23 protein-coding genes are annotated in these 24,022 nt (G+C 57.0%); 15 read left to right on the top strand and 8 right to left on the bottom strand.

All coding sequences use genetic code 11. From position 1 onward, the window contains the following. The first annotated feature begins 471 nt into the window (after positions 1-471). Positions 472-1,059, top strand: coding sequence for a hypothetical protein (locus PMI41_RS02840; protein ID WP_008121577.1), 588 nt, complete (start codon positions 472-474; stop codon positions 1,057-1,059). Between the two features lie 938 nt (positions 1,060-1,997). Further along, positions 1,998-2,306, top strand: coding sequence for a DUF736 domain-containing protein (locus PMI41_RS02835; protein ID WP_008121576.1), 309 nt, complete (start codon positions 1,998-2,000; stop codon positions 2,304-2,306). 291 nt (positions 2,307-2,597) lie between these two features. Here PMI41_RS02835 and PMI41_RS02830 read toward each other — a convergent pair whose 3' ends face one another. From PMI41_RS02830 to traC, 4 genes are all read right to left on the bottom strand, one after another. Then, positions 2,598-2,861, bottom strand: coding sequence for a WGR domain-containing protein (locus PMI41_RS02830; RefSeq protein WP_008121574.1), 264 nt, complete (start codon positions 2,859-2,861; stop codon positions 2,598-2,600). A 61-nt stretch (positions 2,862-2,922) separates the two neighbouring features. Next, complete coding sequence (gene traG / locus PMI41_RS02825) at positions 2,923-4,860, bottom strand: Ti-type conjugative transfer system protein TraG (protein ID WP_008121572.1); 1,938 nt, start codon at positions 4,858-4,860, stop codon at positions 2,923-2,925. Continuing rightward, positions 4,847-5,062, bottom strand: a complete 216-nt coding sequence (locus PMI41_RS02820; RefSeq protein WP_008121571.1) for a type IV conjugative transfer system coupling protein TraD — start codon at positions 5,060-5,062, stop codon at positions 4,847-4,849. The genes traG and PMI41_RS02820 overlap by 14 nt, the downstream gene beginning before the upstream one ends. Positions 5,063-5,066: 4 nt before the next feature. Further along, a complete protein-coding gene (gene traC, locus PMI41_RS02815) occupies positions 5,067-5,363 on the bottom strand; it encodes a conjugal transfer protein TraC (RefSeq protein ID WP_008121570.1) in 297 nt (98 codons plus the stop codon). Positions 5,364-5,608: 245 nt separating this feature from the next. Here traC and traA point away from each other — a divergent pair, with 245 nt between their 5' ends. The 8 genes from traA (at position 5,609) to PMI41_RS02770 (ending at position 15,406) form a co-directional block, all read left to right on the top strand. Continuing rightward, entirely contained in the window at positions 5,609-8,911 is a 3,303-nt protein-coding gene (gene traA, locus PMI41_RS02805) for a Ti-type conjugative transfer relaxase TraA (RefSeq protein ID WP_040853559.1), read from the top strand. After that, positions 8,908-9,438, top strand: coding sequence for a conjugative transfer signal peptidase TraF (gene traF / locus PMI41_RS02800; RefSeq protein ID WP_008121568.1), 531 nt, complete (start codon positions 8,908-8,910; stop codon positions 9,436-9,438). Before traA ends, traF begins: the two co-directional genes overlap by 4 nt. Next, on the top strand, positions 9,392-10,594 hold the full coding sequence (locus PMI41_RS02795; RefSeq protein WP_008121567.1) for a conjugal transfer protein TraB: 1,203 nt from the start codon (positions 9,392-9,394) through the stop codon (positions 10,592-10,594). Before traF ends, PMI41_RS02795 begins: the two co-directional genes overlap by 47 nt. Positions 10,595-10,612: 18 nt before the next feature. Then, the gene (locus PMI41_RS02790; RefSeq protein ID WP_008121566.1) at positions 10,613-11,224 is read left to right on the top strand and encodes a TraH family protein; all 612 of its coding nucleotides are present in this window, start codon (positions 10,613-10,615) and stop codon (positions 11,222-11,224) included. 122 nt (positions 11,225-11,346) lie between these two features. After that, the gene (locus tag PMI41_RS02785; protein WP_008121564.1) at positions 11,347-12,084 is read left to right on the top strand and encodes a LuxR family transcriptional regulator; all 738 of its coding nucleotides are present in this window, start codon (positions 11,347-11,349) and stop codon (positions 12,082-12,084) included. Between the two features lie 213 nt (positions 12,085-12,297). After that, entirely contained in the window at positions 12,298-13,347 is a 1,050-nt protein-coding gene (locus tag PMI41_RS02780; RefSeq protein WP_008121562.1) for a class I SAM-dependent methyltransferase, read from the top strand. Between the two features lie 31 nt (positions 13,348-13,378). Then, positions 13,379-14,779 carry a hypothetical protein gene (locus tag PMI41_RS02775; protein WP_008121560.1) on the top strand — a complete coding sequence of 467 codons (1,401 nt, stop codon included), beginning with the start codon at positions 13,379-13,381 and terminating at the stop codon, positions 14,777-14,779. Between the two features lie 120 nt (positions 14,780-14,899). Continuing rightward, positions 14,900-15,406, top strand: coding sequence for a GNAT family N-acetyltransferase (locus tag PMI41_RS02770; RefSeq protein WP_008121558.1), 507 nt, complete (start codon positions 14,900-14,902; stop codon positions 15,404-15,406). Positions 15,407-15,521: 115 nt separating this feature from the next. Here PMI41_RS02770 and PMI41_RS02765 read toward each other — a convergent pair whose 3' ends face one another. Further along, a complete protein-coding gene (locus tag PMI41_RS02765) occupies positions 15,522-16,745 on the bottom strand; it encodes an ATP-binding protein (protein ID WP_008121555.1) in 1,224 nt (407 codons plus the stop codon). Positions 16,746-17,424: 679 nt separating this feature from the next. Continuing rightward, positions 17,425-17,847 carry an Rrf2 family transcriptional regulator gene (locus PMI41_RS02760; RefSeq protein WP_008121551.1) on the bottom strand — a complete coding sequence of 141 codons (423 nt, stop codon included), beginning with the start codon at positions 17,845-17,847 and terminating at the stop codon, positions 17,425-17,427. Positions 17,848-17,956: 109 nt separating this feature from the next. On the opposite strand from PMI41_RS02760, the gene PMI41_RS25375 reads away from it, so the two are divergent. Then, the gene (locus PMI41_RS25375; protein WP_008121549.1) at positions 17,957-18,619 is read left to right on the top strand and encodes a DUF1971 domain-containing protein; all 663 of its coding nucleotides are present in this window, start codon (positions 17,957-17,959) and stop codon (positions 18,617-18,619) included. 29 nt (positions 18,620-18,648) lie between these two features. Beyond that, the gene (gene hmpA / locus PMI41_RS02750; protein ID WP_008121547.1) at positions 18,649-19,860 is read left to right on the top strand and encodes an NO-inducible flavohemoprotein; all 1,212 of its coding nucleotides are present in this window, start codon (positions 18,649-18,651) and stop codon (positions 19,858-19,860) included. A gap of 24 nt (positions 19,861-19,884) precedes the next feature. Here hmpA and PMI41_RS24530 read toward each other — a convergent pair whose 3' ends face one another. Together PMI41_RS24530 and PMI41_RS02740 are read right to left on the bottom strand one after the other, a co-directional pair. After that, positions 19,885-20,103, bottom strand: coding sequence for a helix-turn-helix transcriptional regulator (locus PMI41_RS24530; RefSeq protein WP_008121546.1), 219 nt, complete (start codon positions 20,101-20,103; stop codon positions 19,885-19,887). Between the two features lie 37 nt (positions 20,104-20,140). Next, positions 20,141-20,413 carry a helix-turn-helix domain-containing protein gene (locus PMI41_RS02740; RefSeq protein WP_008121544.1) on the bottom strand — a complete coding sequence of 91 codons (273 nt, stop codon included), beginning with the start codon at positions 20,411-20,413 and terminating at the stop codon, positions 20,141-20,143. Between the two features lie 141 nt (positions 20,414-20,554). Between PMI41_RS02740 and PMI41_RS02735 the strand changes: the two genes are divergently transcribed. The 3 genes from PMI41_RS02735 (at position 20,555) to PMI41_RS02725 (ending at position 24,020) form a co-directional block, all read left to right on the top strand. Continuing rightward, entirely contained in the window at positions 20,555-21,133 is a 579-nt protein-coding gene (locus PMI41_RS02735) for a hypothetical protein (RefSeq protein WP_008121543.1), read from the top strand. Between the two features lie 307 nt (positions 21,134-21,440). Then, a complete protein-coding gene (locus PMI41_RS02730; RefSeq protein ID WP_040853556.1) occupies positions 21,441-23,036 on the top strand; it encodes an ABC transporter substrate-binding protein in 1,596 nt (531 codons plus the stop codon). 6 nt (positions 23,037-23,042) lie between these two features. Next, complete coding sequence (locus tag PMI41_RS02725) at positions 23,043-24,020, top strand: ABC transporter permease (RefSeq protein ID WP_008121540.1); 978 nt, start codon at positions 23,043-23,045, stop codon at positions 24,018-24,020. The last annotated feature ends 2 nt before the right edge of the window (positions 24,021-24,022 follow it).

Raw genomic sequence — 24,022 nt, 5'->3', positions numbered from 1 at the left:
GGCGGCCGCCAGTGCCAAAGATCGAGTATGGATGCGGAGGTGGCGACATCCGCGCCGAGCGGCCTACCGTCATCAGGTCGCAGGCGCCACACGCTAGTGCGGCAACCATGGGGCTTTATGGCGACGTGAGGCGGAATAGGCGCCTATCCTTCCGGGTGCCAATGTTCGTGATCATCCCTTGCCGGTCTTCCCGGTGGGTTTGCTGCGGTCTGAACCTGCGGCTGGCCGCTTCAAGGCCGCTGACGCGCCGCAGAGCGGCCGGAACCCGCCGATCTCGGCAAGGCCGGACCCGCGCCCTTCGCACGAGCCAGTGAAGGACTGGCCCCCGCTTATTCGCAAGCCGACCTCGCTCGCCTGGCAGGTCCCGGACCCTGAAGCGTCCAGCTTCCGCCGGTTCTGTTTGACCGCACCCGCAGGGAAGACCGGCAAGGGCCGGATCACCTGAAGGGCATTCCTAGAAAGGTAAGCTCAATGTCCAGTTCAACCCGCTCCACCAAGACCAAGGCCCGCGTCCTCCAGCTTCGCAAGGGCACGACCCTAGAAATGGTCCGGCTCTGCTGCCCGGATGGCAACCAGGCCGCCCTTATTTCCGAGAGCTTCGGCCTTCCTGTCCTTGACAGTGACGGCATCCGTGACTTCCATGAGCGCAGCCTGATCGAAGGCGCCGATACCCTCTCCGAAGGGCTTTCCGACAAGGCCATGCAGATCCATCTGCAAAGGATCGTCGGATCCTATGTCGGCTCCGCCTACGGGGCAGGCCAGTTCTACTCGAAGGCCGTCACTGAGGCGAAGGATGCCACGGCCAAACTCGCCAACGATATCCGCAATGAGGATCTCGATGGCCCCGTCGGCTTCGACAGCAACGCCCAGCGCAAGCGCGAATTCGCCGCCGACATGGGTCTCCAGGCACATGGGTTGCGCATGGCGGCCGAGGGCGCCGTTACCGCCTACGAGCACATCGTCGGCGAGAGCTGGAAGCCTTACGAGCGCCAGCCCGAAAACCCCGGCCAAGCCATCAGCCGGCAAGCGGCCGATCTCCAGATGGCAGCCCTCGGCTAACGGCAAACGGGCGAAGCTTTGGCTTCGCCCGATCTGTCACCATTGAGGCTGGCGTCTTTTTTGGGCGCCAGCCTCTTCGCGTGCACAAGGGCCTCCAAAGCCAAGAAATGTAAGTCGTCGTCGAGGCCATGTCCATCACCGCCGTCATCCACTGGCGTTGCGGCCGCAAACGACGGTTCTCTTCGTTCCGATTGCCCGGCACCGGCGGGGCTAGTCGTCTACTGAACACTATATATCGCAGCCTATGTCCTGACCTCTGATATGATCCAGATCTCGCGTGTGCTCTATGGCACACAGATGTAGCCCGTGGACTTTTCGTCCAGCGAGTACCCCGCGGTGCAATCGCCTACACGGTGAAGCCGATTCCGGTTGAAGTGGAACCGGATACGCCGTGAGCACCCGCGTTCTGCTGAATCGACGCCATAGTGGTGGCTTTGGTCCAATGTCCGGGTCAGCCGGATGAGTGACGTCGAGCGCCCACTTTGCCATCCTGCCGAGGCGGTTTCGTTCTGCCATAGGTCTGGGCGTGAGAGCGACTCTGCCTGCTGGGTCTTTGTCGTCGTGGAGGCCGCCTATCGTTGCAACGATCGGTCGGTCGAGCAGATCACGGTTTTATGGCGATGAGGCGATGACGACGGAAAGCCGGTCTTCATTCCCGTTTCCACAAGAGGCGACGTCCATCTGCGTCCTCGATGTGACTGGTCTGACCGAAGGTCGATCCCGCTCTAGCGGTCCCTCGATCTTGTCCCAGCAACGGCCTTCATAACTTTCTTCCCCTGCCGGCTGCGCCGCCATTCCTCGCGGCCCAAGAAAGTCCCTCCGGCCGCCTTCCACTTCGTTCCAGCCCCTGCAGGGTGCAGGCCGATCGCCTTCGGTCGGCCGACCGTCATCGAGGTCGCGATGGGCGCGGCCCGAGAAAACAAAAGGGAATGAAACACATGGCTACCATCGGCACCTTCACCTCTATGGGCAACGGCTTTTCCGGCGCCATCAAGACTCTGAACCTCAACGTCAAGGCCAAGCTGGCCCGCGTCGAGAACCCCTCCGACAAGGGTCCCCATTTCCGCATCTACTCGGGTAGTGTCGAACTGGGGGCCGCCTGGCAGAAAGTCTCTAACGAGGGCCGCGACTACCTCTCGGTCAAGCTGGACGACCCTAGCTTTCCCGCTCCAATCTACGCCACTCTGATCGAGGTGGAAGGCGAGGAAGGCCTGCAGCTCATCTGGTCCCGGCCAAACCGGGACTGAGCCATCGCTCCGAGGGCCCCGCCAGCGAAGGTGGGGCCCGCAGCGACTTTATCAGAGAACGGCCACGATCAAGTGGAGACCGGGATAACGAACATCGGCTGCCCAAGCGCAAATCACCTGCATCATGACGATATCGTCATCTGGCCGGACGGAACTGGACTTATCCTTGATGACGTCTGGAGGATGACTACGGCGTCATGTTCGACGACTACGAGGTGGTGCCGCTCGAGGATGTGGCTCGTGTGAACTAATTCGGCGTCGACATATAAGGGCGTTGGCAGCCGCCCAACGTTACTTCCGTCGCCGAACACCAGCATCGCAGTACCCGCGTTTCCTTTTAGCTCGCTCAAGCTGGATCAGCGCGTGACCCGCGTCAGCGGATTCGTCGAAGGTCACCATCATCGATTGCCCTTTCGCGCCGATGCGTCCCCAGTTGCGAACGAGCGAGGCGCCGCCAAATAGTGTTGGCTGGATCGACAAGGTGTAGAAGCGCCGCATGTTGTGTGTGGGATCGATGCGGCGAAGGTGGACAGGACGGACAGTTTCGTCAGACATGAGGACGAGTCTCGCTTCCTTCGGAAGCCGCGTCCAACGACTTTTATGAATCGATCAGGCGCTATCGATTCACCGCGCTGATATCTCGCCCTGTGAAAAGCCTCTCTCGGCCGACAACCGATTTCATATCCTCACGCCGGAACCAGACGGCGCGGCCGCACCTGAGCGGTGCGTTGCCGGCAGTGAACACGATCTGTTCGTCGGCGCGCATACGCATGACCTCCTGCGGCAGGATCAGCCGGCGACTCGCAAGCTGCTTGGAGCGTGTGCGCGAGGAGCCGGACATCTGCGTCGATCGGCTCAACTGGTCGACCTCGACCGTCGTGTCGCCGCATCGCTTCGATATGTAGTCGGCGGTGTCCGGGTCATTGATGGCGCTGAAGCTGATCCACGATGCCGACTCGAACCATTTCGATGTCGCGTCACGGCCGCCATAGGCTTCGCGCATCTGTCCGATGGACTGGAATAGCAAGGTGAGTGTGATGCCGTATTTGCGTCCAGCATCGCGCGCGGTTTCAAGGACACGCAGATAACCGAGGCGGGCCACCTCATCGAGGAGAAACAGGGTTCTCCCGCTCATGTTGCCTTTGCGGTTATAGATCGCGTTCAGAAATGAGCCGATCACCACGCGGGCAAGTCCGGGATGCGCCTCGAGCACCTTGAGATCGAGCGCGATGAAAATGTCCGTCTCGCCAGCGGCGAGGTCGTCCGTTGAGAATGCGCTTCCCGATACGAGAGCGGCATAATTCGGATAGCTCAGCCAGTGGGTCTCCTTCACCGCATTGGCGTAAACACCCGAAAATGTCTCGGGCGTCATGGCGATGAAGGGGGATACGTTTTCCTTGACAAAATCTGAGGCCGACTGGTCATAGATACGCGTCAGTCTCTCGCGTAACTTCGGTTCGGGTTCGGACAGATTGGCGCGAACCCGCCGCAGCGTTTGGTCCTTCTTTTCCGTGTGACCGGACAGGCAAACGTCGGCGATGAGGGCGATAAGGAGTTGCATGGCGGATGCGCGAAAAAAATCATCACGGGCAGGTGCTTGCCTCGGATTGTCCGTCATCACCCAGGTTGCTACGGCGACGATGTCCTCTTCTTTCGAACTGCCGAACCGACCGATCCAATCGAGCCCATTGAAGCCGGTTTCAGGATTGCCCGGATCAAGCACGATGACGTTTCGACCGGCCTTGCGCCGGTGCTCGATCACCATCGGCGCGACCTCGCTTGACGGATCAAGCACGACGAGGCCACCACCCCATTTAAGCGCTGTCGGAATGGTGACGGATGTCGTCTTGAAACCGCCCGATCCCGCGAATACGACGCCATGCGTCGAACCGAATGTTGCATCGAAGCAAAGCAGCGGTGCCTTGCCACCAGCACCCCATGTTTCGCGCGTATCCGCCCGAAACGCGACGCCTGCCACGCTGTCGCGGTCGACGCGGTAACGCTCGCCGATGACGATGCCGCCCGCCTCTGGAAACAGCTTTGCCGCCCCCGTCATACTCATCCATTCGGTCTCGCCATGGATGGCGCGCTTCCCCCTGATGCGGCGCGGCGCGGGTTTGGCGAAAGCGGCATTACCCTTCATCGAGACCCGTAATGCGAAGATACCGGCAAACAGCGCAGCGCACGCCCCGAGGATGATCGACGGATCCGCATAGGCGAGGACCGATTGACCCGGTGGCACACTATTGGACAGATCGACAAGACGGAAGCTTTCGCGGAGCGCGGCGACGAGAACCGTCGTAAAGCTTCCACCTGCAACACTCCATCCGGCCGCCTTGATGTTCGCTGCGCCATTGGCTGCAAACAGAAAGATGGTCCCGATCGCGCCAGCCGTTGCATAGGGTAAGGCAAGGCCGGTACGGCCGAGCATCATGCGCGCCTGATCGGATTTTCCGAATGCGGCCAGCCAATGCTCGATTCCTGCCACTACGAATATCGCCGTGAACATCAGCGCTGCGGGAATTGCTGCGAGCAGAAGCCTATTCACCGTCATAGCCGAACGCCTCCGTGCCGATCTCCGTCAGGCGGACGCGCTCTCGTTCATTGAAGCGAAGACGTTGGCTGGCGTCGATCAGCAGACCGAGCAAGAGCGCGCGTTTCTCGTAGCGCATTCCGGCCTTCACGATCAGACCGCCGAGCTCGATTTTCTCGCGGGTATCCTTTTTTCGAGCCGCGGATGTAGTAGAACGCTTCATCCGCTCAAGCCTCGCCAGCGCTGCCTTGAACCGTGCCAGACGGGATCGTCGGCGGTAAGGTGCTTGCGGGGCTTCGGCCTGCCGGTTTCTTCCCTCCGGTCGAACCGGCCTTGCCTCCGCGAAATCGTGTGGCGACCTCCTCAAAGGCTGCCTGCAGCTCCGGTTCATCAATCTCGATCTCACCGAGGCCCGCCTTTAGCGCGATCCGGCCGATGCGTTCCGCCTCGCGCGTCTCCGCCTGCTTCAACTGGTCCTGCAGGCGAGCGATTTCTTCTCTGATCTTCGAGGATGGTTTTTTCATTCCGGATGGATCTCCTTGGGTGACAAAGCGATGCTTGGAGCCCAAGGATTCACCACGGAGGCGCAAAGCGCATCCCCGTTTATTCTACAGTCGGCAAAGCCGACGCTTTGAGAGATCATCCCGGCCGTTCCGAAGGAGCGGTTCCAAGGGCGCAGTAATACGTCGCTGTCGCGACGCCTTGCGCCGGCCCAACCGGACTCCAGCCGAACATGGTGATTGTTTTTTCGTCTGGAGACCATTTCGCCTTGGCCATCACGCATTTCACGCCCCAGCTCATCGGACGCAGCAACGGTCGTAGCGCCGTGCTGTCAGCTGCCTACCGGCACTGCGCGAAGATGACTTACGATATTGAAGGCCAGACCGTCGACTATTCCAACAAGGGCAATCTCGCCCATGAGGAGTTCCTGCTTCCGCCGGACGCGCCTGAATGGGCGAGGGCACTGATCGCTGACCGATCGGTTGCTGGAGCGGCGGAATCCTTCTGGAACCGCGTCGAAGCTTTCGAGAAGCGTGAGGATGCCCAGTTCGCCAAGGAGTTCATCATCGCGCTTCCGGTGGAGTTGTTGAGAGACGAGAACGTTGTGCTGATGCGTCAGTTTGTGTTCGAGCAGGTATTGTCCCGCGGACAGGTTGCCGATTGGGTCTATCATGACGAGCCGGGCAATCCCCACGTCCATCTTATGACGACGCTGAGGCCTTTAACCGAGAAGGGTTTCGGAGCGAAGAAGATTGCCGTGATCGGCGAGGACGGCCAGCCGGTGCGCACCAAGCGCGGCAAAATCCAGTATCGCCTCTGGGCCGGGGAGAAAAAGGAGTTCCTGGAGCAGCGAAACCGCTGGCTCGACCTGCAGAACGAGCATCTGGCGCTACGCGGTTTCGACATGCGTGTCGACGGGCGTTCCTATGCGGAACGGGGGATTGACCTCATTCCGACCGCCCATATCGGCGTTGGCGCCAAGGCGATCCAGCGCAAGGCGCAAACACAAGGATGGGAGCCATCGCTCGAAAGGATCGACCTTCATAACGCCCAAAGAAAAGAAAACGCTGCCCGGATCATGAAGCGGCCGGGGATCATTCTCGACCTCCTTTCGAATGAAAAGAGCGTTTTTGACGAGCGGGACATCGCCAAAGTCCTGCACCGCTATATCGACGATATAGGCACGTTCCGCCGAGTCATGGCGGCTATTCTCCAGAGCCGGGAATTGCTCCGCATCGATCGCGATGCCATCGACCTTGCGACCGGCGAGCGTATCCATGCCCGCTATACGACGCGGGAGCTGATTCGGCTCGAAGCCGAGATGGCGAAGCGCTCGATCTGGCTATGTGAACGAGACAGCCATGGCCTGAAGGAACAGGTTCTCGAAGCGACATTCGCACGCCATGAAGGCCTCTCGCCGGAGCAGAGAACGGCGATCGAACATGTGACGGGCAATGCCCGGATCGCCGCTGTGGTCGGTCGCGCTGGTGCCGGCAAGACCACAATGATGAAGGCGGCTCGCGAGGCCTGGGAAACCGCCGGTTATCGCGTCTTAGGCGGTGCGCTTGCCGGCAAGGCGGCCGAGGGTCTCGAAAAGGAAGCCGGGATCGAAAGTCGCACACTTGCGTCGTGGGAACTGCGCTGGCGCGAGGGCCGCAACACGCTCGACGCGAAGAGTGTTTTCGTCCTCGATGAAGCCGGCATGGTGGCCTCGAAGCAGATGACGGCCTTCCTCGAAGCGGTGGTCAGGGCTGGGGCCAAACTCGTGCTGGTCGGCGATCCCGATCAGCTTCAGCCGATCGAGGCGGGCGCATCCTTTCGGGCAATCGTCAACCACATCGGTTACGCCGAGCTCGAGACCATCTATCGCCAGCGTGAGGAATGGATGCGGACCGCCTCGCTCGCCCTCGCCCGGGGGCGCGTTGCCGAGGCGATCAAGGCATATGAAGGCAACGGTCGCATCATCGGCGAGAAGCTCAAAGCAGGCGCCGTGGCGCGGCTGATTGCCGACTGGAATGACGAATACGATCGGGCGAAGACCACGTTGATCCTGGCGCACCTTCGCCGCGACGTGCGCGAGCTGAACGAGCTGGCACGCACTAAGCTGGTCGAACGTGGCATCGTCGGAGAAGGATACGCTTTCAGGACGGAAGAGGGTATCCGCAATTTCGATGCCGGCGACCAGATTGTCTTCCTGAAAAACGACAGCGCGCTCGGCGTGAAGAACGGCATGATCGCCCGTGTCGTCGAGGCTGCACCCAGTTGCCTCGTTGCCGAGGTTGGGGAAGGCGATCAGCGCCGACGGGTCACGATTGAACAGCGTCTCTACAACACTATCGACCACGGTTACGCGACGACGATCCACAAGTCTCAAGGGTCGACCGTCGACCGCGTGAAAGTGCTCGCGTCGCTCTCCCTCGACCGTCACCTGATCTATGTAGCGATGACCCGCCACCGCGAGGATATGGCACTTTATTACGGTACCCGTTCATTCGCGAAAGCCGGCGGTCTGGTGCCCATCCTGTCGCGTCGTACAGTCAAGGAGACGACGCTCGATTACGAACGCAACGAACTCTACCGACAGGCGCTCCGTTTCGCAGACAACCGCGGTCTGCAGATCGCTCGTGTTGCCCGCACGCTGCTTCATGACCGCCTCGAATGGACCGTACGTCAGAAGCAGAAACTGACCGATTTCGTCCAGCGCCTGCGCAGTGTTGGTGAACGGCTTGGCCTTGTTGAAATTCGCAAAACCCAGACCAGAAAGGAGATCGAGCCCATGGTTGCCGGCATCCCTCTCAACCCAACTGCACTCGACGAGACGGTGGAGCAGAAACTTCTGGCCGATCCCGCCGTCAAGAAACAATGGGAGGAGGTTTCGATCCGCTTCCGCTATGTCTTCGCCGATCCCGAAACCGCTTTCCGGGCAATGGATTTCAACGCGGTCCTCACCGATCGGCAGGCTGCAAGGGAGACGCTTGACCGTCTGGTCGCCGCACCCGCATCCCTCGGACCGCTCAGCGGCAAGACGGGCATGCTCGCCTCAAGGTCCGACAGGCAAGCGCGCCGCATCGCTGAGGTCAATGTGCCGGCGCTGAAGCGCGGCATCGAACGTTACGTGGATCTGCGCCAGGCGGCGGAAGAGCGGTTAAGGAAAGAAGAACAGACGCTGCGCCATCGCTTCTCTATCGACATTCCGGCACTCTCGCCGGCGGCTCTAACAGTGCTGGAACGGGTCCGCGACGCCATAGACCGCAACGATCTGTCGGCAGCCGTCGGCTATGCGATCAGCAACGGTGAGATCAAGGCCGAAATCGACGTCGTCAGCAAGGCCGTGGCGGAACGGTTCGGGGAGCGTACCCTCCTGGTGAACGCAGCGCGCAATCCCTCCGGCAGCATCTTCGACAAGGCGGCGGCGGGGCTTGCTGCCACGGAACGCGAGAAACTTGTGAAGGCATGGCCGGTGATGCGCACTGTGCAGCAACTCGCCGCCCATGAGCGCACCGCCCAGACGTTGAAGCAGACCGAGAAACTGCACTTGTCGCAACGGCAGAGCCAGGTAGCGAAGCAATGAGACGACAGTGCACCATCACCTTCATCGGTATCGCCGCCCTCGGCCTCTCGGTGGCCGCTGGTGCAGCCTGGTTTGGTGGATTTCGGGTCAACATAACCCCGAGCGAACCGCTCGGACTGTGGCGCATAGTCACAATGAACCGGCCGGTTGAGAACGGCGATCTGGTATTCGCCTGCCCGCCCGTGAATGCATTCTTCCAGAACGCGCTCGAGCGCGGCTATCTCAGGCGCGGCCTGTGCCCAGGGGGCTTCGCGCCGCTGATCAAGAGGGTCGTCGCTCACTCCGGTCAGCATGTCGAGGTTGGCGCCGACGTTACTATCGATGGCACTCCTCTGGTTAACTCGACCGTCCGAAAGAACGATGGCGAGGGTCGGGCGGTCACACCGTTTCCGGGCGGTGTCGTTCCGTCCGGATTTGTCTTTCTCCACTCATCCTTTGCGAGCTCCTATGACTCACGATATTTCGGGCCGGTGCCGGTCGATGGCCTGCTTGGTTTTGCCCGCCCGGTCCTTGTCCTCGATCCCTGATCGTCTTCATGACGCGATCCTCGTTGCCGCGTCGATCGTCATCGGAGCGGGCGGCTGGAGCGGCTATGTTCTTGCCCTTCCGGCTGCGCTCCTGTTTCCCGCATTCTGGGCGCATGCGCGATCACGCTTGATCGCCGGCCTTGTGTCGGCGGGATATTTTCTGTCAGCGTCACGCGGCCTGCCGCAGGGCGTCGCGAATTTCTACGCCGCCGATCTCTGGCCGGGATTTCTGCTCTGGATCGTAGCTTCATACTCTTTCGTTATCGTGCATGCTGCACTCTGGACAAAGCGTCCGGGAAGAGGGAGGGCACTGCGGTATTTAGTGGCGGCCGTGCTGATGGCAGTCCCCCCGTTCGGTGTCGTCGGCTGGGCGCATCCGGTAACGGCTGCGGGCGCGCTGTTTCCCGGTTGGGGATGGTTGGGGCTCGCGGTCACCACCACCGGCCTTACCGTCATGACGACGCGATGGTGGCTGGCTGCCACCATTGCCATGATCGCCTTTTGGCTTTGGTCCGCCGCAACGTGGACGCCGCCGATTCTACCGGAGGGATGGAACGGCATTGACCTCCGACACGGCCGAACGCTCGGCCGCGACGTCACGCTCCACCAGCATCGTAAAATGATCGCAACGGTTCGCTCCGCAGCGGATGACGGCGCTCGCGCTGTGGTTCTGCCAGAGAGTACGCTTGGCTTCTGGACGCCGACCGTCGATCGGCTCTGGCGGGACGGGTTGAATTGCATCGACGTCACCGTGATCGCCGGTGCGGCGATCGTGAATCAGGAAGGCTATGACAATGTGATGGTCGCGATGTCCGGTGCAGAGGCTCGCGTCCTCTACCGGGAACGGATGCCGGTGCCTGTCTCCATGTGGCAGCCCTGGATCGCTTGGACAGGGCAGGGCGGAGGTGCACGCGCGCATTTTTTCGCCAATCCGATGGTGGAGCTGGAGGACAAGAAGATCGCGCCGCTGATCTGTTATGAGCAGCTCATTGTCTGGCCCATCATCCAGTCGATGCTGCACGCGCCCGACTTCATCATGGCAACTGGAAATGGCTGGTGGACCGCCGGCACTTCGATCGTCGCCATCCAGCGGGCTAGCACGAGCGCCTGGGCGCGGCTGTTCGGTATTCGCATCGTCACCGCATTCAACATGTAGAAAGAGGAGAATATCGCGATGGTCGACGCAGCCCTTATTCAGCAGTGTGGCGATCCGTCGCTAAAACCCGCGATCATGGAACGCTTTATCGCGCGGGCCGGATCTTCCGATCCGCTTGCGGTCACGGTCCGATCTGGCGACCGCGTCATTCTCGTTCCAAAACCGGCCACACCGGACGAGGCGATGGAACTGATCCGGCATTATGTGGGGAACGCCGCCGTCGTCCGGGTCGGCATCACACAATTTCCAGCAGGTCTTGGAGTGAAGGGGGCCGCCGAAATCAAGCCCGATCTGGTCGATAGCTGCGCGAATATCCGCATGGGAACGACGCTATTCGCCAAGGTCTACCGCATCGTCACCAAATGGTACGGCAATCCCGTCGAAGAGGCGTTCGAGGACGCGATCATCGCATGGCAGACCGGTTATTTCGAGGGGACGGCCGTCTTCCGTGCGGCAGATCCGGGCGAGGTCAAGCTGGCCATGCCGAAAGAAGAGGAGACTGCGAGCGTGCCTGGGGAGGATACAAGCGGTCAGCGGCGGGATAGTGCACGCACAGACGTCGACGCCGGGAACGACCCTAACAAGGCAGCGATGCGCGTCGATCTCTCCGGAATCGGCGGTACGAAATAGACTGCATCCCCACGGGGTCACGGTGAAACCGCGATCGTTCAACAGTGAATACCAAGCGAGTACAGCAGATCCTCGAACATAAGAAAACCTGTAATTTCGGCACACTTTTCGAAAGGAATTCAATGGAAAATAAACAACAGTCGCCACTGTCATGGTCGTTGGCGATGTTGCAAAGGGTAAGCAGCAAAACGGATTTGAATGTCGCCATTGCTAATATGCGAGACCGTTACCGATTTACTCACCTGGTCTTTTTGGTGGTCCGCCCCGCAAACCGGGCAGACAGCTACCCCTTCTGCTGCACAACATATCCAGACGAATGGACCTCTCTTTATCTTCGCAACAACTATTTCGAGATCGACCCGATTATCGAACTTAGCCGCACCGGCTTCCTCCCGGTCGATTGGTCAAATCTTGATCGACGATCTTCAAGGGTTCGGGACTTTTTCAAAGAGGCGAATTCATTCGATATCGGCAGGCATGGCGTGACGGTTCCGATCAGAGGTCCGGGCGGCGAACGCAGTCTCTTTTCCGCAACGTCGAACCTGTCGAGGCCCGAGTGGCGAAAATTACGCATGTGGAGCAACCAAGATATTCAGGTTCTTTCCCAATATCTGCACGAGAAAGTGCTTTCCGTGACGGAGCTGCGGGAAACCAGCGACTACCAGAAACTATCCAGACGGGAACAGGAATGTCTTCAACTCCTGGCGCGCGGTCTCGTCCCAAAGCGCATTGCTCCGAGATTGCAGATTTCGGAAAGTGCGGTGCGTCTTTACCTCAGATCAGCCAAACGCAAACTTAATGCCGCGACGATCTATCAGGCTATCGCAAGGGCAAGTTTTCTTGAGATAATCCAGACCTGACCACCTATGCATATGTTCTTTCCGAATTCTTCTGGCGTGTTTTTTACAACTCCAGATCGCAAGTCAATCTGTCGAAATCGATAGATTGCACGGACGCCCTTCATCAATCAGTTCTACGCAATCACGGATAGCCGCAAGAGCCCCTGCAATGGGCTGTTTCCAAGACTGGATCGGGCGGCACCTGTCGTTTGGCATGATAGCGAGGACAGCGCCATGGTGGACAGAAAGACCATTGAGAACTGGCGGAGGGCTCCGCGGATTAATTCGTTCGCCACCTTTTTCGAAAGAACGGCAAGTGGATTGGAAGGAGCCCCGGATCTGGGCAGACCGGAGCCTGCTATGGATTTACTCTCGTTCGATCTCGACTGCATGATGTTCTGGGACACGCATCGGCGTTTGTGGGGGCATTTCGACAGTCATTATTTTGCAAGCATTCCCTTTCGGCTCGAAGAGGAGTGCCGTCTTGCTGCGGCGATCCTCTTGTTTGGGCAGAAAGTGTGGGCGCGCAATGGACGTGCTGCCGCAATCTATACCCTGGGGGCAGGTGCCGGCACCCTTGCAAGAGCATTGGCGAAGCTCGGGGACGGGCGTCTGAAAACTCTCAACTGCAGCCCTACAGAGGGCAATCGGGACTGTTTTTTTGCGCGAAGAGGCAGCAGCGATGCTCACTTTTACCATGGGCCATTCTTCGAACTGGACGATGAACGGTATGCGACAGATAAAACTCTTGAGCCTTTCAGGGACGGGTATGATGTGCTGTTGGAAGATACGACTTTCCAGATGTACGGCCCGGATCGGGACAGTCAAACAGCCTTCATAGGGCCTCGGGTGAGGCCAAATGGCGTGCTGGTGCAGGTGCAGAAAATTACCCACCGAAACCCTCAGGTCTATTTTGAGCGTGAGCGCCAGAAGGACGGGGTATTCAAATCCAGGTTTTTCTCCGCGGCGCAAATTGTCGAAAAGAAGCGCGATGTTCTCGATACGATGAAAGACCTCCAGGTCGATCTTGAGACGACGCGAGCGGCACTTCAATCGCACTTCCGCTATGCTGTCGTCACGTGGAACAGTGGAAATTTCTACACCATCGTCTCATCCAATTCCCTAAGATCGGTACGCGATTTTGTCACTTCGATGGTCCAGCCGGCCCTGCCGTCAGAGTTTTGCTATGAACAACTGCCGCGCATCCTCGTAAACGACGACAAGGATCCGCTGCCATCAACCTGGACATGGCGCGCACCACAGCCGATCGGCGGTGAAATGTGAACGGTAATTCTCCATGCGAAAGTAACCAGAAATGAGCAGAAAGCTGTCGAGTGCCACTTACGATCCTAAGGCTGCAAAGGAGGTCAGGCAGGCGTTGTCGTTTCTCCTGCCCGCCCTTGGTCGTTTCTGGACGCGTCCGCTCAAGGACTATGCCTATGCAGTTTATGATAAAGGCGCACGCGGTCGGTGTTCCGTCCGCGACGACGCGATGATCCGGTTTCAGAAGTTTATCGCGCGCATTGTGCTAAGGTCAGGAGCCAGCGAGGATGATGCCGAGCACGCAAGCCGGCAAATTGCGGTTTCGCCGGTTGTACAAAGCGGCCCGCACTGTCATTTGCTGATAGAACCGGATGCATTCTATACGCACCTGTTCAGCGCACTCGGCCTGACCGCCCACTGCCGCCCGTGGCACATCTGCTACAGCTCTTCGACGGTGAAGTTCATCGAAAAATCAAAAAAAGGTCCCGGATGGCTTTCGCTCGGCGGCGAGGCGGTGAACGTTTTCGGCCTGTCGCGAAGCCGGATGGACCCTCACAGTGTTTGTGGATTCAACGGGCCGTATCGATTCACCCTGTCCGGGCAAAATGGTACGCCCACCAACGCCGCTGTCGCTCGGCTTAAGGCTATTTTGCCGAACGTGGAATTTCCGTCAGCAGCCGAGGCGATCAAAGCTGCCAATCAGATTCTGTGGCGCAGATCGTTTCCTGCGTCTCTCGGATTGCTGCAATTTGATGATATCGATGTTGCCGACCTTGTGGCGGAACATTTCGAGGATACCACATCGTGGCTGTCGGCTCGTTTTTCCGGCGATGGCCTCTTCGCGGAAAGCATACTGCGCGCGATAGACCAGTTAAACGTCGGGCCATGGAAAGGGTGGGTACGCCAAACAACGGATTTTTTCTGGGGCTTGGAGGACGGCAGGATATTTCCCCTGCGTTTGCAGGAAGGCGTTCTATCAGGCGGATCCAACTCGATTTTAAAAGTGAAGTTCGATCCTGTATGCATTGCAACCTCACTACGCCAACGCAAACTGGTGCCAAATTTGCTTATGACATTTCTGGTGACGTCGATCTTGCCGGGCGTTCGTGTTCTCGGTGGATGCCGGCAGGTCGTATATTATCCCCTCATGCGGTATCTTGTTGCCACCACTCTCGCTGCTTCAAACGATTGCGATCTGATTGACGCGATGCGTGCTGATGAGCACCCTGGAATGTGGGGACACCGCGTCCTGCGGCCAAAAGACGGCTGTCCATTTCTGGAGATCGAAGATGGGGCGACATTCGAAGTGGCTGCACAATACGCCAGCAGATCGTTGGAAGAGGCGTCCGGGAACCTCGCCAGTTTTACCAGCGATTCAATTTGGGCCGAATTGTCGACCTATATCACAGCCCAAGCGATTCACCCTGCTTCCCCGGAGTGGCAATGGGCCTGACACTCGTCGTTTCAAAGCTGATTGGAACGCCCGTGAAGAGAATGTCCCTATATGTCAGAAGTATCTGGTTAAGCTGGAATTTTCCTTAGGAGATACCCTTCACCTTTTTAGGAATCGATCGTGGGTGCCGAGCAAATATTGATCAGGCGCATTTCCCTTGATGAGATTGAAATTTTCCGGCGCATTCGCCTGGAAGCGCTTCATTGTGAACCTGCTTCGTTTGCTAGCCGATTTGAAGATTGGGTAGTTCTTTCTGATAGGGACTGGCGTCAGCGACTGCACGATCCGGTCTTTGTCGCTTTTGACGAAGACCGACCTGTCGGTGTCATGGGGTTGTTGCGCCAGCACCCGGCAAAGATGGCCCATCGCGCCACGCTCGTCATGGTTTATGTGCGGGCGAGCTTTCGTGGGACAACTCTTGCCGGAAATCTTCTGGACGCGGTCGTCGATTTTGCAAGAGGAGAGGGGATTTGGCAGCTTGAACTTGCGGTCAACGTCGAGAACTTAGCGGCGTCGCACTTCTATCATCGGCACGGCTTTATCGAGGTCGGCCGGATCCCCAGCGGACTACTGGATCATGACAGGGAAATTGACGACGTCATCATGGTGCGGCGATTGAGGGGATAAGGACCTACAGCGGCGCCACGCTAAAACGGTTTTTGGGCACATCATGACATTTGGTCTTGGACCTAAATGGATGCCGTCATCGTTCTCAGGTCATTGGATCACACCTATAACTGGACTAGCGCCAAAGTGCCGAAATAGGCATTGCGTGCAAATTGTCTCCAAATGGAATGGCTGTATGATGATCATACAAGACAAAACCCGAAACAAACCGATCAACGGATGCGTCTGCCAACTTCCGCAATCCTGAAAAATCCGAGTTCGAGACAGTGGCTGCTGCCTTGACTTCGATGCCGACGATCCGTCCCCGTCTGTCCTCAATGACGATGTCGACCTCATTTTGCTCTTTGTCGCGAAAATGCGAAAACTCAAAGCGTTCCTCCCCGGCACCTGCAAGTTTAAGGACTTCAGCAAAAACGAATGTCTCGAGTAACGGCCCAAATTGTCCCCGCATGGACTTTAATCGATCAAACGAGAAGCCCTGAAGTGATGCCAAAAGGCCGGAATCAAGAAAATGCACTTTCGGTGTTTTTGTGAGACGTTTCAGTTTGTTGGAGAACCAGGGTTGCAAAGTTCGAACGAGGAACAGGTTCTCGAATACGCCAACATATTTCTGTGTCGTGATGTGGTTCATTCCAATTGCTGCACCGATTCCGGAATAATTTACAAGCTGCCCGGAGTGCTCGGCAAGAATGCGTAATAATCTGGGCATCTGGGCAATCTGCTCGATTTGAGCGACATCGCGAACATCTCTCTGCACGATCGCCTGGAGGTAATCGACATACCAATCCTGCCGACGCGACGGAGTTTTGCGTCCCAGTGCCTCGGGATATCCGCCTGCGAGAAGAGCGGTTATCAAGTCATCTCCGATGACTGGATCGCCGGTTTTAACTTCGTTTCGGAAAGCGTCACGCAGGAAACTGCCGCTTGACCCCTTGATTTCGCTTTGAGCAAGGGGAAGCAACTGAACGATCTCCATTCGCCCGGCGAGCGAATCCGCCACACGCGGAAGCATCATGAGATTGGCTGATCCCGTCAGGAGGAAGCGTCCAGCCCGCTGGTCGATGTCAACGCTTTCCTTGATCGCTAATAACAATTCGGGAGCGCGTTGAATCTCGTCGATGATAGCCCGATCCATACCCCGGATAAATCCTACCGGATCGCGCCGGGCTGCCTCCAAGGTCGTTGCGTTGTCGAGCGTGTAATAATCCATCTCGGCATGGGCCATCTTCCTGACAAGCGTTGTTTTGCCAGCTTGCCGGGGACCGGTGACCAGTACCACGCGAGTGTCCAGCGTCGCGTCGTTGATCCGTTGCTCAACAAACCTCGGGTAAATCGCCATAGCTTGCTCCTTGGTGACCGTTTGAAATTATGGCCGCGACTAATTGAAAGTCAAGAGATGGCTATCTGAAAGTATGCGGGTGACCAATTGAAAATTTCGTGAAGGAAGCGCTCCATCTCGAACCGTTAAAATGCCACCCGCAGAGTCGGTGCATGATGCGGGTTTCGCTCGTTCAGCATAACCCAGCGCCTCTGTCCGATACCGTGCCAAGTACCCTTGCCGGTGCCGCGCAGCGCCAAGTGATTGGCATACACCATCATGGCGAGAGGCTTTTTCTACGGTATTCGGTTTGTGCCGGTGAGACTGAACATGTGGTCTGCGGTAAAATAGACGAAGATGGTCTCATCACAGAGCATAATCTGTCACCCCTCGTGGCCCAAGCGGCATTTGAGCAGATCTTGGCGACTAGGATTTGTTACCGACATCCCCACCCCCCCAAACGGCCTTCACGGTTCCCAAAGGTCGAACCGATCTGCGATTACCGTGGAAGGCGGCGGGTCAGTAGTAGTGGATAGCGTTTCTCCTCGAACTCATCGTCAGACTTTAGTCTAGCGCTATCGTGCCGATGATAGATGTGAGGGCTTATGCAGAGTGGTTGGCAAAACAGCTCCTCGGGTTATGCTATGGTCACTTCCTGACCCGAGGCAAGTCGGACACCGGGATTTGACGTTGCTGTATTTCAAGATGCCAAAGAGAACAGTTGACGCAGGTCGTTTCTCCGACCGAGCAAATCCTCGACTGTATATTTGTCGAGCACATTTATAAAAGCCGCTGTTGCCTCCGAGAGAATACCAGGCAAGCCACAGGCGGGGGCAATCATACAACTGGAACAGTCAACGAGATTGAAGCCACCCTCTGTATGGCGGACAAGTTTGCCCAAAGAGATTTCCCTTGCCGGCCGACTCAGACGTATTCCACCATTGCGCCCGCGGACGGACTCAACATACCCGTCACGAACCAGATTTTGCACAACCTTCATCAAGTGATTCTGCGAGATGCCATAAACGCGAGCGATTTCCGCTATGGAAGATAGCCCGCCATCTCGCGAGCCGAGGTGTATCATCACCCGAACTGCATAGTCGGTATATCGCGTCAGTTTCATAGAGCCCCCGGAGTCGCGTCATTACGTCCGCAAAAATAAGATGTATTTCTATTGCATATTATTATTCGCTATAATAGATGCATATCAAATGAATGATTTAGAGGGCATCATGACCCAATTGCCGATTATGGATGAGGCTGCACTGCCGAATCTGCTCGAGGTGTTTTACGATCGCGTGCGGAAGGACGCCCTACTTGGGCCCGTGTTCAACGCTGCCATCGAAGATTGGCCCGGGCACCTTTCTCAATTGGCGGATTTCTGGTCATCGGTAATGCTCACAACAGGACGTTATAAAGGCAATCCCGCCATGAAGCACGCGGTGCATGCCAAACAGATTTCGCCAGAAATGTTCGACCGCTGGCTGGCATTGTGGACACTGACAACGGACGAAATGCTTCCACAAAAGTCGGCCCATGCAATTCAGGACAAGGCACGGCGCATCGCTGAAACATTGAAAGTAGCCATCGGGCGCGCAACGCTTCATCACGAGCGCTTTTCGGCGCCATACCGGTCAACGCCCCTTTTCGACGCTGATACCCTGCCGGATGCCCTGCTCCGTGAGCATAGAACCAAGTCAGGTGTTTGGGGCGTCATCCGTGTTCTTGAGGGGACCGTTCGTTACCACGTTTTGGATGAAGCGAAGCTATCCCTGATCCTGACCTCCAGAAATCCGGGCATTATCCATCCTGAACAACCGCATCGTGTCGAACCGATTGGCATGATGAAAATGCGGATAGAATTCTACAATCATAAGCCCGTGCTCGCCGACTGATCCCCCAACGTCCAAAAGGAGACTTCCCGATGCAAAAAACTCTGCGTGCGGAGACAATCGCGCTTGTCAAAGCGAGCGTGCCGGCACTTGTGGCGCACGGCCCGGCGATAACGAGCAACATGTATAGCCGTCTGCTTCAAGATCCGCATATCCGCGCCCTCTTCAATCAGGCCAATCAGAAGAGCGGTTCGCAAGTACAAGCGCTTGCAGGCGCTATTTTGGGCTATGCACAGAACATCGATAATCTTGAAGCGTTGGTACCGGTAGTTGAACGCATTGCTCAAAAACATATAGGATATAATATCCTACCCGAGCATTATCCCTACGTCGCTACCGCCCTTATCGGAGCGATTGCCGAAGTTCTTGGTGATGCAGCGACGGAAGAAATTCTCTCCGCTTGGGGTGAAGCCTACTGGTTTCTGGCTGACATATTGAAGGGACGAGAGAAGGTGATCCGCGAGGAGATCGCCCATACTGACGGTGGATGGAGCGGATGGCGTCCGTTCGTTGTCTCTGAAAAGATACGGGAAAGCGAAGTTATCACATCTCTGATTTTGCGTCCCGTCGACGGTCAAGCAGTTCTGCGCCACAGGCCTGGCCAGTATCTCACATTCCGATTTGATGCGCCCGACCAGGTTGACTTGAAACGCAATTACTCGATCTCGTGCGCGCCCAATGGCGAATATTATCGTATTTCAGTCAAGCGCGAGCCCAATGGGCAGGGTGGTTCGCGTTTCCTTCATGACTATGCCGAAATCGGGACAGTTCTGGAGACAACACCGCCATCTGGAGACTTCTTCCTGTCTGACGCACCAAAGCGTCCGATTATCCTCCTGTCTGGCGGTGTCGGACTGACACCGATGGTGAGCATGATGGAAACCATTGCAGATCATCACAGTGAGCTTGAAATCCATTACGTGCATGGCACGATGAACAGTACCACGCATGCAATGAACGACCATGTTCATGCTTTGGCTCGACAGCATGGTCGCATTTCCGTTACGACATTCTATAGCGACCCGTGCGAAGGCGATGTACTCGGCAAAACCCACGATTTCACAGGTTTCGTGACCATTCCATGGCTGAAGGAGAATACTCCATTTGATCAAGCAGATTTCTATCTGTGTGGCCCTAAGCCATTTCTGGAGGTTTTCGTAGGCGGCTTATCGCGTGCAGGCATTGCACCTGACCGAATTCATTACGAGTTTTTTGGCCCCACGGCGACTTTAATCGCTGCATGATGGCAGCGATGGATTCGCGCCGGGCTACTGATTGCAGTTGCCCGGTTGTGTTGCCTGTTGCTGTGTAATCTTCTTATCGACTGTTCGCAGTAGCATGACACTTGCAAAGTGGGAGGGAAAAGCTTTAATCATACTCGCGAGATTGTTGCCGATGGGCATATGTGCCCCGCGTTCAAAATCAGCGATTGTCTGTCGTGAAACGTTGCCTGCCTTTGCAAGCTCTGCTTGGCTCCAGCCTAACATGGCCCCGTGCTCCAGAGCATTGCTCTATTTAAACAGACTACTGCTCGTCATTCTTAAAACGCACGCCGACACCACCGCCATTGCGTGCGGTGAATTCAATGCCGACAGCCTCCAAAGCTTGGCGGATTGCCCTTAAGTTTGCACTCGTGATTGACGGTACTCCATCCTCAACTTCGGCACGGCTCACTGTTGCAACACCAATTCCGGCTGCTTTTGCGAGATCTTTTGCGCTCCAACGGATCAGCGCACGCGCTGCGCGCACCTGCGCGCCAGTGATTTTGTTATCATCATGTGATTTCGAATTGATCAATTGGAACTCGTGTGATATCTAGACGTTTCTTGATGCTGCAGTTCACTCTCGAATAGCGGCGTCAAGATAAACTGCGGCTGCATCTGGTGCTCGAACACCGAATGCAGCCTAACCACTACCAAGCTGTAAGGAGCTCGGATCATGGCTGATTCCGACAATAGCAGAACTTTGCCTCCGGTCACGCGGAGAGATTTCCATTCGGTCTTGGCGGCTTCTTTACCCACATATCCAGAGCTTGCCGCCTCAATTATCACATCGCCGGACATTTGCGATGACGATCCGGCATTCGTGACATGGCGGGAGTGGTGCGCTGCCCGGCAAGACGTAACTGAATCGTGCCTGCGCCAGCAAAAGCTCGAAGCGAAACTCATTTCAATAGTCGGCTCGCCGCCGACCTCATCCAAAGCCTGGAAGGCTGCCGACGAACAGGTTGGGTACAGCAAGGCTCTTAAAGAAGAGAGCCGCGCTTCTATCGCCGAGAACAGAGTGGCAGAAATCTTGTGGTACACACCGGCCCAATCGATTATCGGAGCAACAGCCAAGCTCCATGCCATCGTCGACAAGTGGCAGCCCTGCGCTGACAGCGATGCGTATCCCTGGCCACAAATCCGTGTCGTCATTGCCGACCTTTTGAAGATCGATGCACAAATGTCCTTTCGCAAAAACGGGCGTGATCCCGTATCGACGTCGGCAAGCCAAAGGACACCTCGATGTGGGTAGTATGTCGTTTGCAGTCCGCAACGGACACTGCACCTTGTCTGGCAAAGGTCTTTGATTGTTCGTGTGTCATAGCAGTTTCAAGCAAGTTGTTGCCTTTGCCTTCTTCAGATTTCACCCGGCGGATTGTCAGGCCTTCAGATAAGGAGTGATCCCGCAACGAAGAGTATTCATCTACAGAGAATACTCTTCAAATCGATCAAAGTCAGTGTCTTTGAGGACGTAGTCTCATGCAGGATATGTGATGGAATCCCTTCCGCCACAGTGGGGCAACTGTACCCAAAAAACAAAAAAAGAGGGAACTTTTATAATGAGATCAACAAAGCCATTTCGTTCATGTCTTTTGTCCATGTTATTGATTGTGGTCATGTCTTGGAACATCTTTCCGGGGGCGGCACGGGCACAGGACGAACTTCGGATCGCGACATCGTATAAGTTGATGACACTCGATCCGCATTACGCAAATCTCAATGAAAATACCTCGCTGCTCTCCCATATATACGAGCGCCTTGTCTATCAGGATGAAAAGCTGGATCTGAAGCCCGGTCTTGCTGTTTCCTGGCGCGCGACCTCCGAGACGCAATGGCAGTTCAAACTGAGGGAAAATGTCCGCTTTCATGACGGCTCGCCGTTCACAGCGGATGATGTCGTCTACACGATTGAACGCATCCGCGATTTCGTGAAATCACCAAACGGCGGCTTTCGCTCCTATGTGAGCGGGATCAAGTCGGTCTCGGCGCCCGATCCGCTCACTGTCGTCATCGAGACAAGTGGCCCCGTTCCCAACCTGCCACTGTCATTCTCCTCGATTTTCGTCATGCACCGGCCGGGGCAGGGGTTCCAGACGACGCAGGAACTCAACGCAGGTCACGCTCCCGTCGGCACGGGTCCCTATAGGTTCGAAAGCTGGAGCTCCGGCGAGATGCTCAAGCTTAAGAGAAACAATGACTATTGGGGCGATAAACCTGACTGGCCGGAGGTAACATTCCGGGTTATCGAAAGCCCTGCTGCACGTGTTGCTGCACTGACCACCGGTGATGTTGATATCGCCGATGCAATACCGGCCCGCGATGTGGCGTCCCTGAAACAGCGCGGCGCAAAGATTGCCAGCGTCGGCGCAGCGCGGATCAACTTTATCCAGTTCGACGTGGAAAGAGAGACACTTCCCGGCGTAACAGACAAATCGGGAGTTGAGATCGCCAATCCGTTCAAGAATCCCCTGGTCCGGCGCGCGCTTGCCATGGCAACGGATCGCGGCGTCCTGGTTGACAAGATTCTCGCAGGTTACGGTACCGCTGCAGCGCAGGTTTTCCCGAACGGTCTGCCGGGCACTTCAGCCAATTTGACGCCTGAAGCTCCCAATTATGAGGAAGCGAAAGCACTTCTCGCAGAAGCTGGGTTCCCAGAGGGCTTCCATGTCGTGCTGGCCGGACCTGCTGGTCGTTATCCGGGTGATGGCGAAAGCCTGCAGGCGATCGCGCAAAGCTGGGCCCGTATCGGGGTGGCCGTCCAGCCTGCCACCTCGCCATTTTCTGTTTTCAACACCAGGCGTGCCGCCGGTGATTATGCTCTTTGGTACGGTGGCACCTCCGGCGAGACGGTGGATGTCATCCTTCACGCTCTCCTCGCATCGCCAGATCCCGAGGGTGGGAGCGGTGCCTTGAACTTCGGCCACTATCGCAACCAGGCTTTTGACCAGATGCTGGCAAAGGCGCAAAGCATTGAGGAGGGGCTGGAGCGCAACAATGCACTTGCCGAGGCGACGGATTTCGTCATGGCCGACCAGCCGATCATCCCCCTTTATCACTTCCATCACATCGTCGGTTACGGCGCCCGGGTTGCCGCCTATGCTATGCATCCCCGCGGCTGGACGACCGCCATGCAAACACTTCCCGTGACGGAGTAAGCGATCATGGCCCTGATTTCAGTCGCATTGGGACGGTTGGCTCAAGCCTTCCTTCTCCTTCTCGCCATGTCGTTGGTCGGCTTCCTCGGCATTCACAGTGTCGGCAACCCAGTGTTCAATATCGTCAATATCGAAACTGCCACGCCCGAGGATATCCGCAATGCGACGATCGCGCTTGGGCTGGATCAACCGATCTGGCATCAATACGGCGTATTCATCAGCAACGTGGTTCGCGGAAACTTCGGCACCTCGTATATCTATCATATGCCGGCCTTCGCGCTGGTCATAAGCAAGTTGCCTGCAACGCTGGAACTCGCATGCGTCGCGATGCTTATCGCGGCTCCGGTCGGTGTTGGCCTCGGGCTTCTCGCCGGGAGGCAAAGCGGGACAGTTTTCGACCGGATTGTCCTCAGATCAAGTGTATTTGCGCTGAGCATTCCCTCATTCTGGCTGAGCATGATGCTGATCCTCGCCGGTGCCATTCTGACCGGCTGGTTTCCATCGGGCGGAAGAGGTGCGACGGCGAGTTTCCTTGGACAGGAGTGGAGTGTCCTGACCCGAAACGGTTTTTGGCACCTTTTCCTTCCAGCCCTTGCGCTGGCCATACCCAACATCGCACTGATCGCGCGTCTTTCGCGCTCGGGCACGATAGAAGTAGAAAACCTCGATTTTACGCGATTTTGCCGGGCGAAAGGACTTTCCCCCCGAAGGATACTGCTCCGCCACACCCTTCCGAACATCAGCATGCCTATCGTGACGATCATTGGCCTGCAATTTGGCGGCATGCTTGCTTTTGCGGTGGTCGTGGAATCGATTTTCGCCTGGCCGGGCGTTGGCAAGCTCCTGATCGACTCTATCCAGCTCCTCGACCGGCCGGTGGTGATGGCGACACTGACCTTCATCTCGGTGACGTTTGTTGCGCTGAATGCCTTTGTCGATCTCTTCCATGCCGTGCTCGACCCGCGCGTGCGCCTGTCCTCCTGAAG

The sequence above is a fragment of the Phyllobacterium sp. YR531 genome, from assembly GCF_000282595.1.
In the GTDB taxonomy this organism is placed as follows: Bacteria; Pseudomonadota; Alphaproteobacteria; order Rhizobiales; family Rhizobiaceae; genus Phyllobacterium.
This window is presented reverse-complemented; position numbering and strand designations above follow the sequence as displayed.

Bases quoted from the DNA above. Each gene is read 5' to 3' on its own strand.
- PMI41_RS02840 (WP_008121577.1), top strand. From the start codon at position 472: ATGTCCAGTTCAACCCGCTCCACCAAGACCAAGGCCCGCGTCCTCCAG.
- PMI41_RS02835 (WP_008121576.1), top strand. From the start codon at position 1,998: ATGGCTACCATCGGCACCTTCACCTCTATGGGCAACGGCTTTTCCGGC.
- PMI41_RS02830 (WP_008121574.1), bottom strand. From the start codon at position 2,861: ATGTCTGACGAAACTGTCCGTCCTGTCCACCTTCGCCGCATCGATCCC.
- traG (WP_008121572.1), bottom strand. From the start codon at position 4,860: ATGACGGTGAATAGGCTTCTGCTCGCAGCAATTCCCGCAGCGCTGATG.
- PMI41_RS02820 (WP_008121571.1), bottom strand. From the start codon at position 5,062: ATGAAGCGTTCTACTACATCCGCGGCTCGAAAAAAGGATACCCGCGAG.
- traC (WP_008121570.1), bottom strand. From the start codon at position 5,363: ATGAAAAAACCATCCTCGAAGATCAGAGAAGAAATCGCTCGCCTGCAG.
- traF (WP_008121568.1), top strand. From the start codon at position 8,908: ATGAGACGACAGTGCACCATCACCTTCATCGGTATCGCCGCCCTCGGC.
- PMI41_RS02795 (WP_008121567.1), top strand. From the start codon at position 9,392: ATGGCCTGCTTGGTTTTGCCCGCCCGGTCCTTGTCCTCGATCCCTGAT.
- PMI41_RS02790 (WP_008121566.1), top strand. From the start codon at position 10,613: ATGGTCGACGCAGCCCTTATTCAGCAGTGTGGCGATCCGTCGCTAAAA.
- PMI41_RS02785 (WP_008121564.1), top strand. From the start codon at position 11,347: ATGGAAAATAAACAACAGTCGCCACTGTCATGGTCGTTGGCGATGTTG.
- PMI41_RS02780 (WP_008121562.1), top strand. From the start codon at position 12,298: ATGGTGGACAGAAAGACCATTGAGAACTGGCGGAGGGCTCCGCGGATT.
- PMI41_RS02775 (WP_008121560.1), top strand. From the start codon at position 13,379: ATGAGCAGAAAGCTGTCGAGTGCCACTTACGATCCTAAGGCTGCAAAG.
- PMI41_RS02765 (WP_008121555.1), bottom strand. From the start codon at position 16,745: ATGGCGATTTACCCGAGGTTTGTTGAGCAACGGATCAACGACGCGACG.
- PMI41_RS02760 (WP_008121551.1), bottom strand. From the start codon at position 17,847: ATGAAACTGACGCGATATACCGACTATGCAGTTCGGGTGATGATACAC.
- PMI41_RS25375 (WP_008121549.1), top strand. From the start codon at position 17,957: ATGACCCAATTGCCGATTATGGATGAGGCTGCACTGCCGAATCTGCTC.
- hmpA (WP_008121547.1), top strand. From the start codon at position 18,649: ATGCAAAAAACTCTGCGTGCGGAGACAATCGCGCTTGTCAAAGCGAGC.
- PMI41_RS24530 (WP_008121546.1), bottom strand. From the start codon at position 20,103: ATGTTAGGCTGGAGCCAAGCAGAGCTTGCAAAGGCAGGCAACGTTTCA.
- PMI41_RS02735 (WP_008121543.1), top strand. From the start codon at position 20,555: ATGGCTGATTCCGACAATAGCAGAACTTTGCCTCCGGTCACGCGGAGA.
- PMI41_RS02730 (WP_040853556.1), top strand. From the start codon at position 21,441: ATGAGATCAACAAAGCCATTTCGTTCATGTCTTTTGTCCATGTTATTG.
- PMI41_RS02725 (WP_008121540.1), top strand. From the start codon at position 23,043: ATGGCCCTGATTTCAGTCGCATTGGGACGGTTGGCTCAAGCCTTCCTT.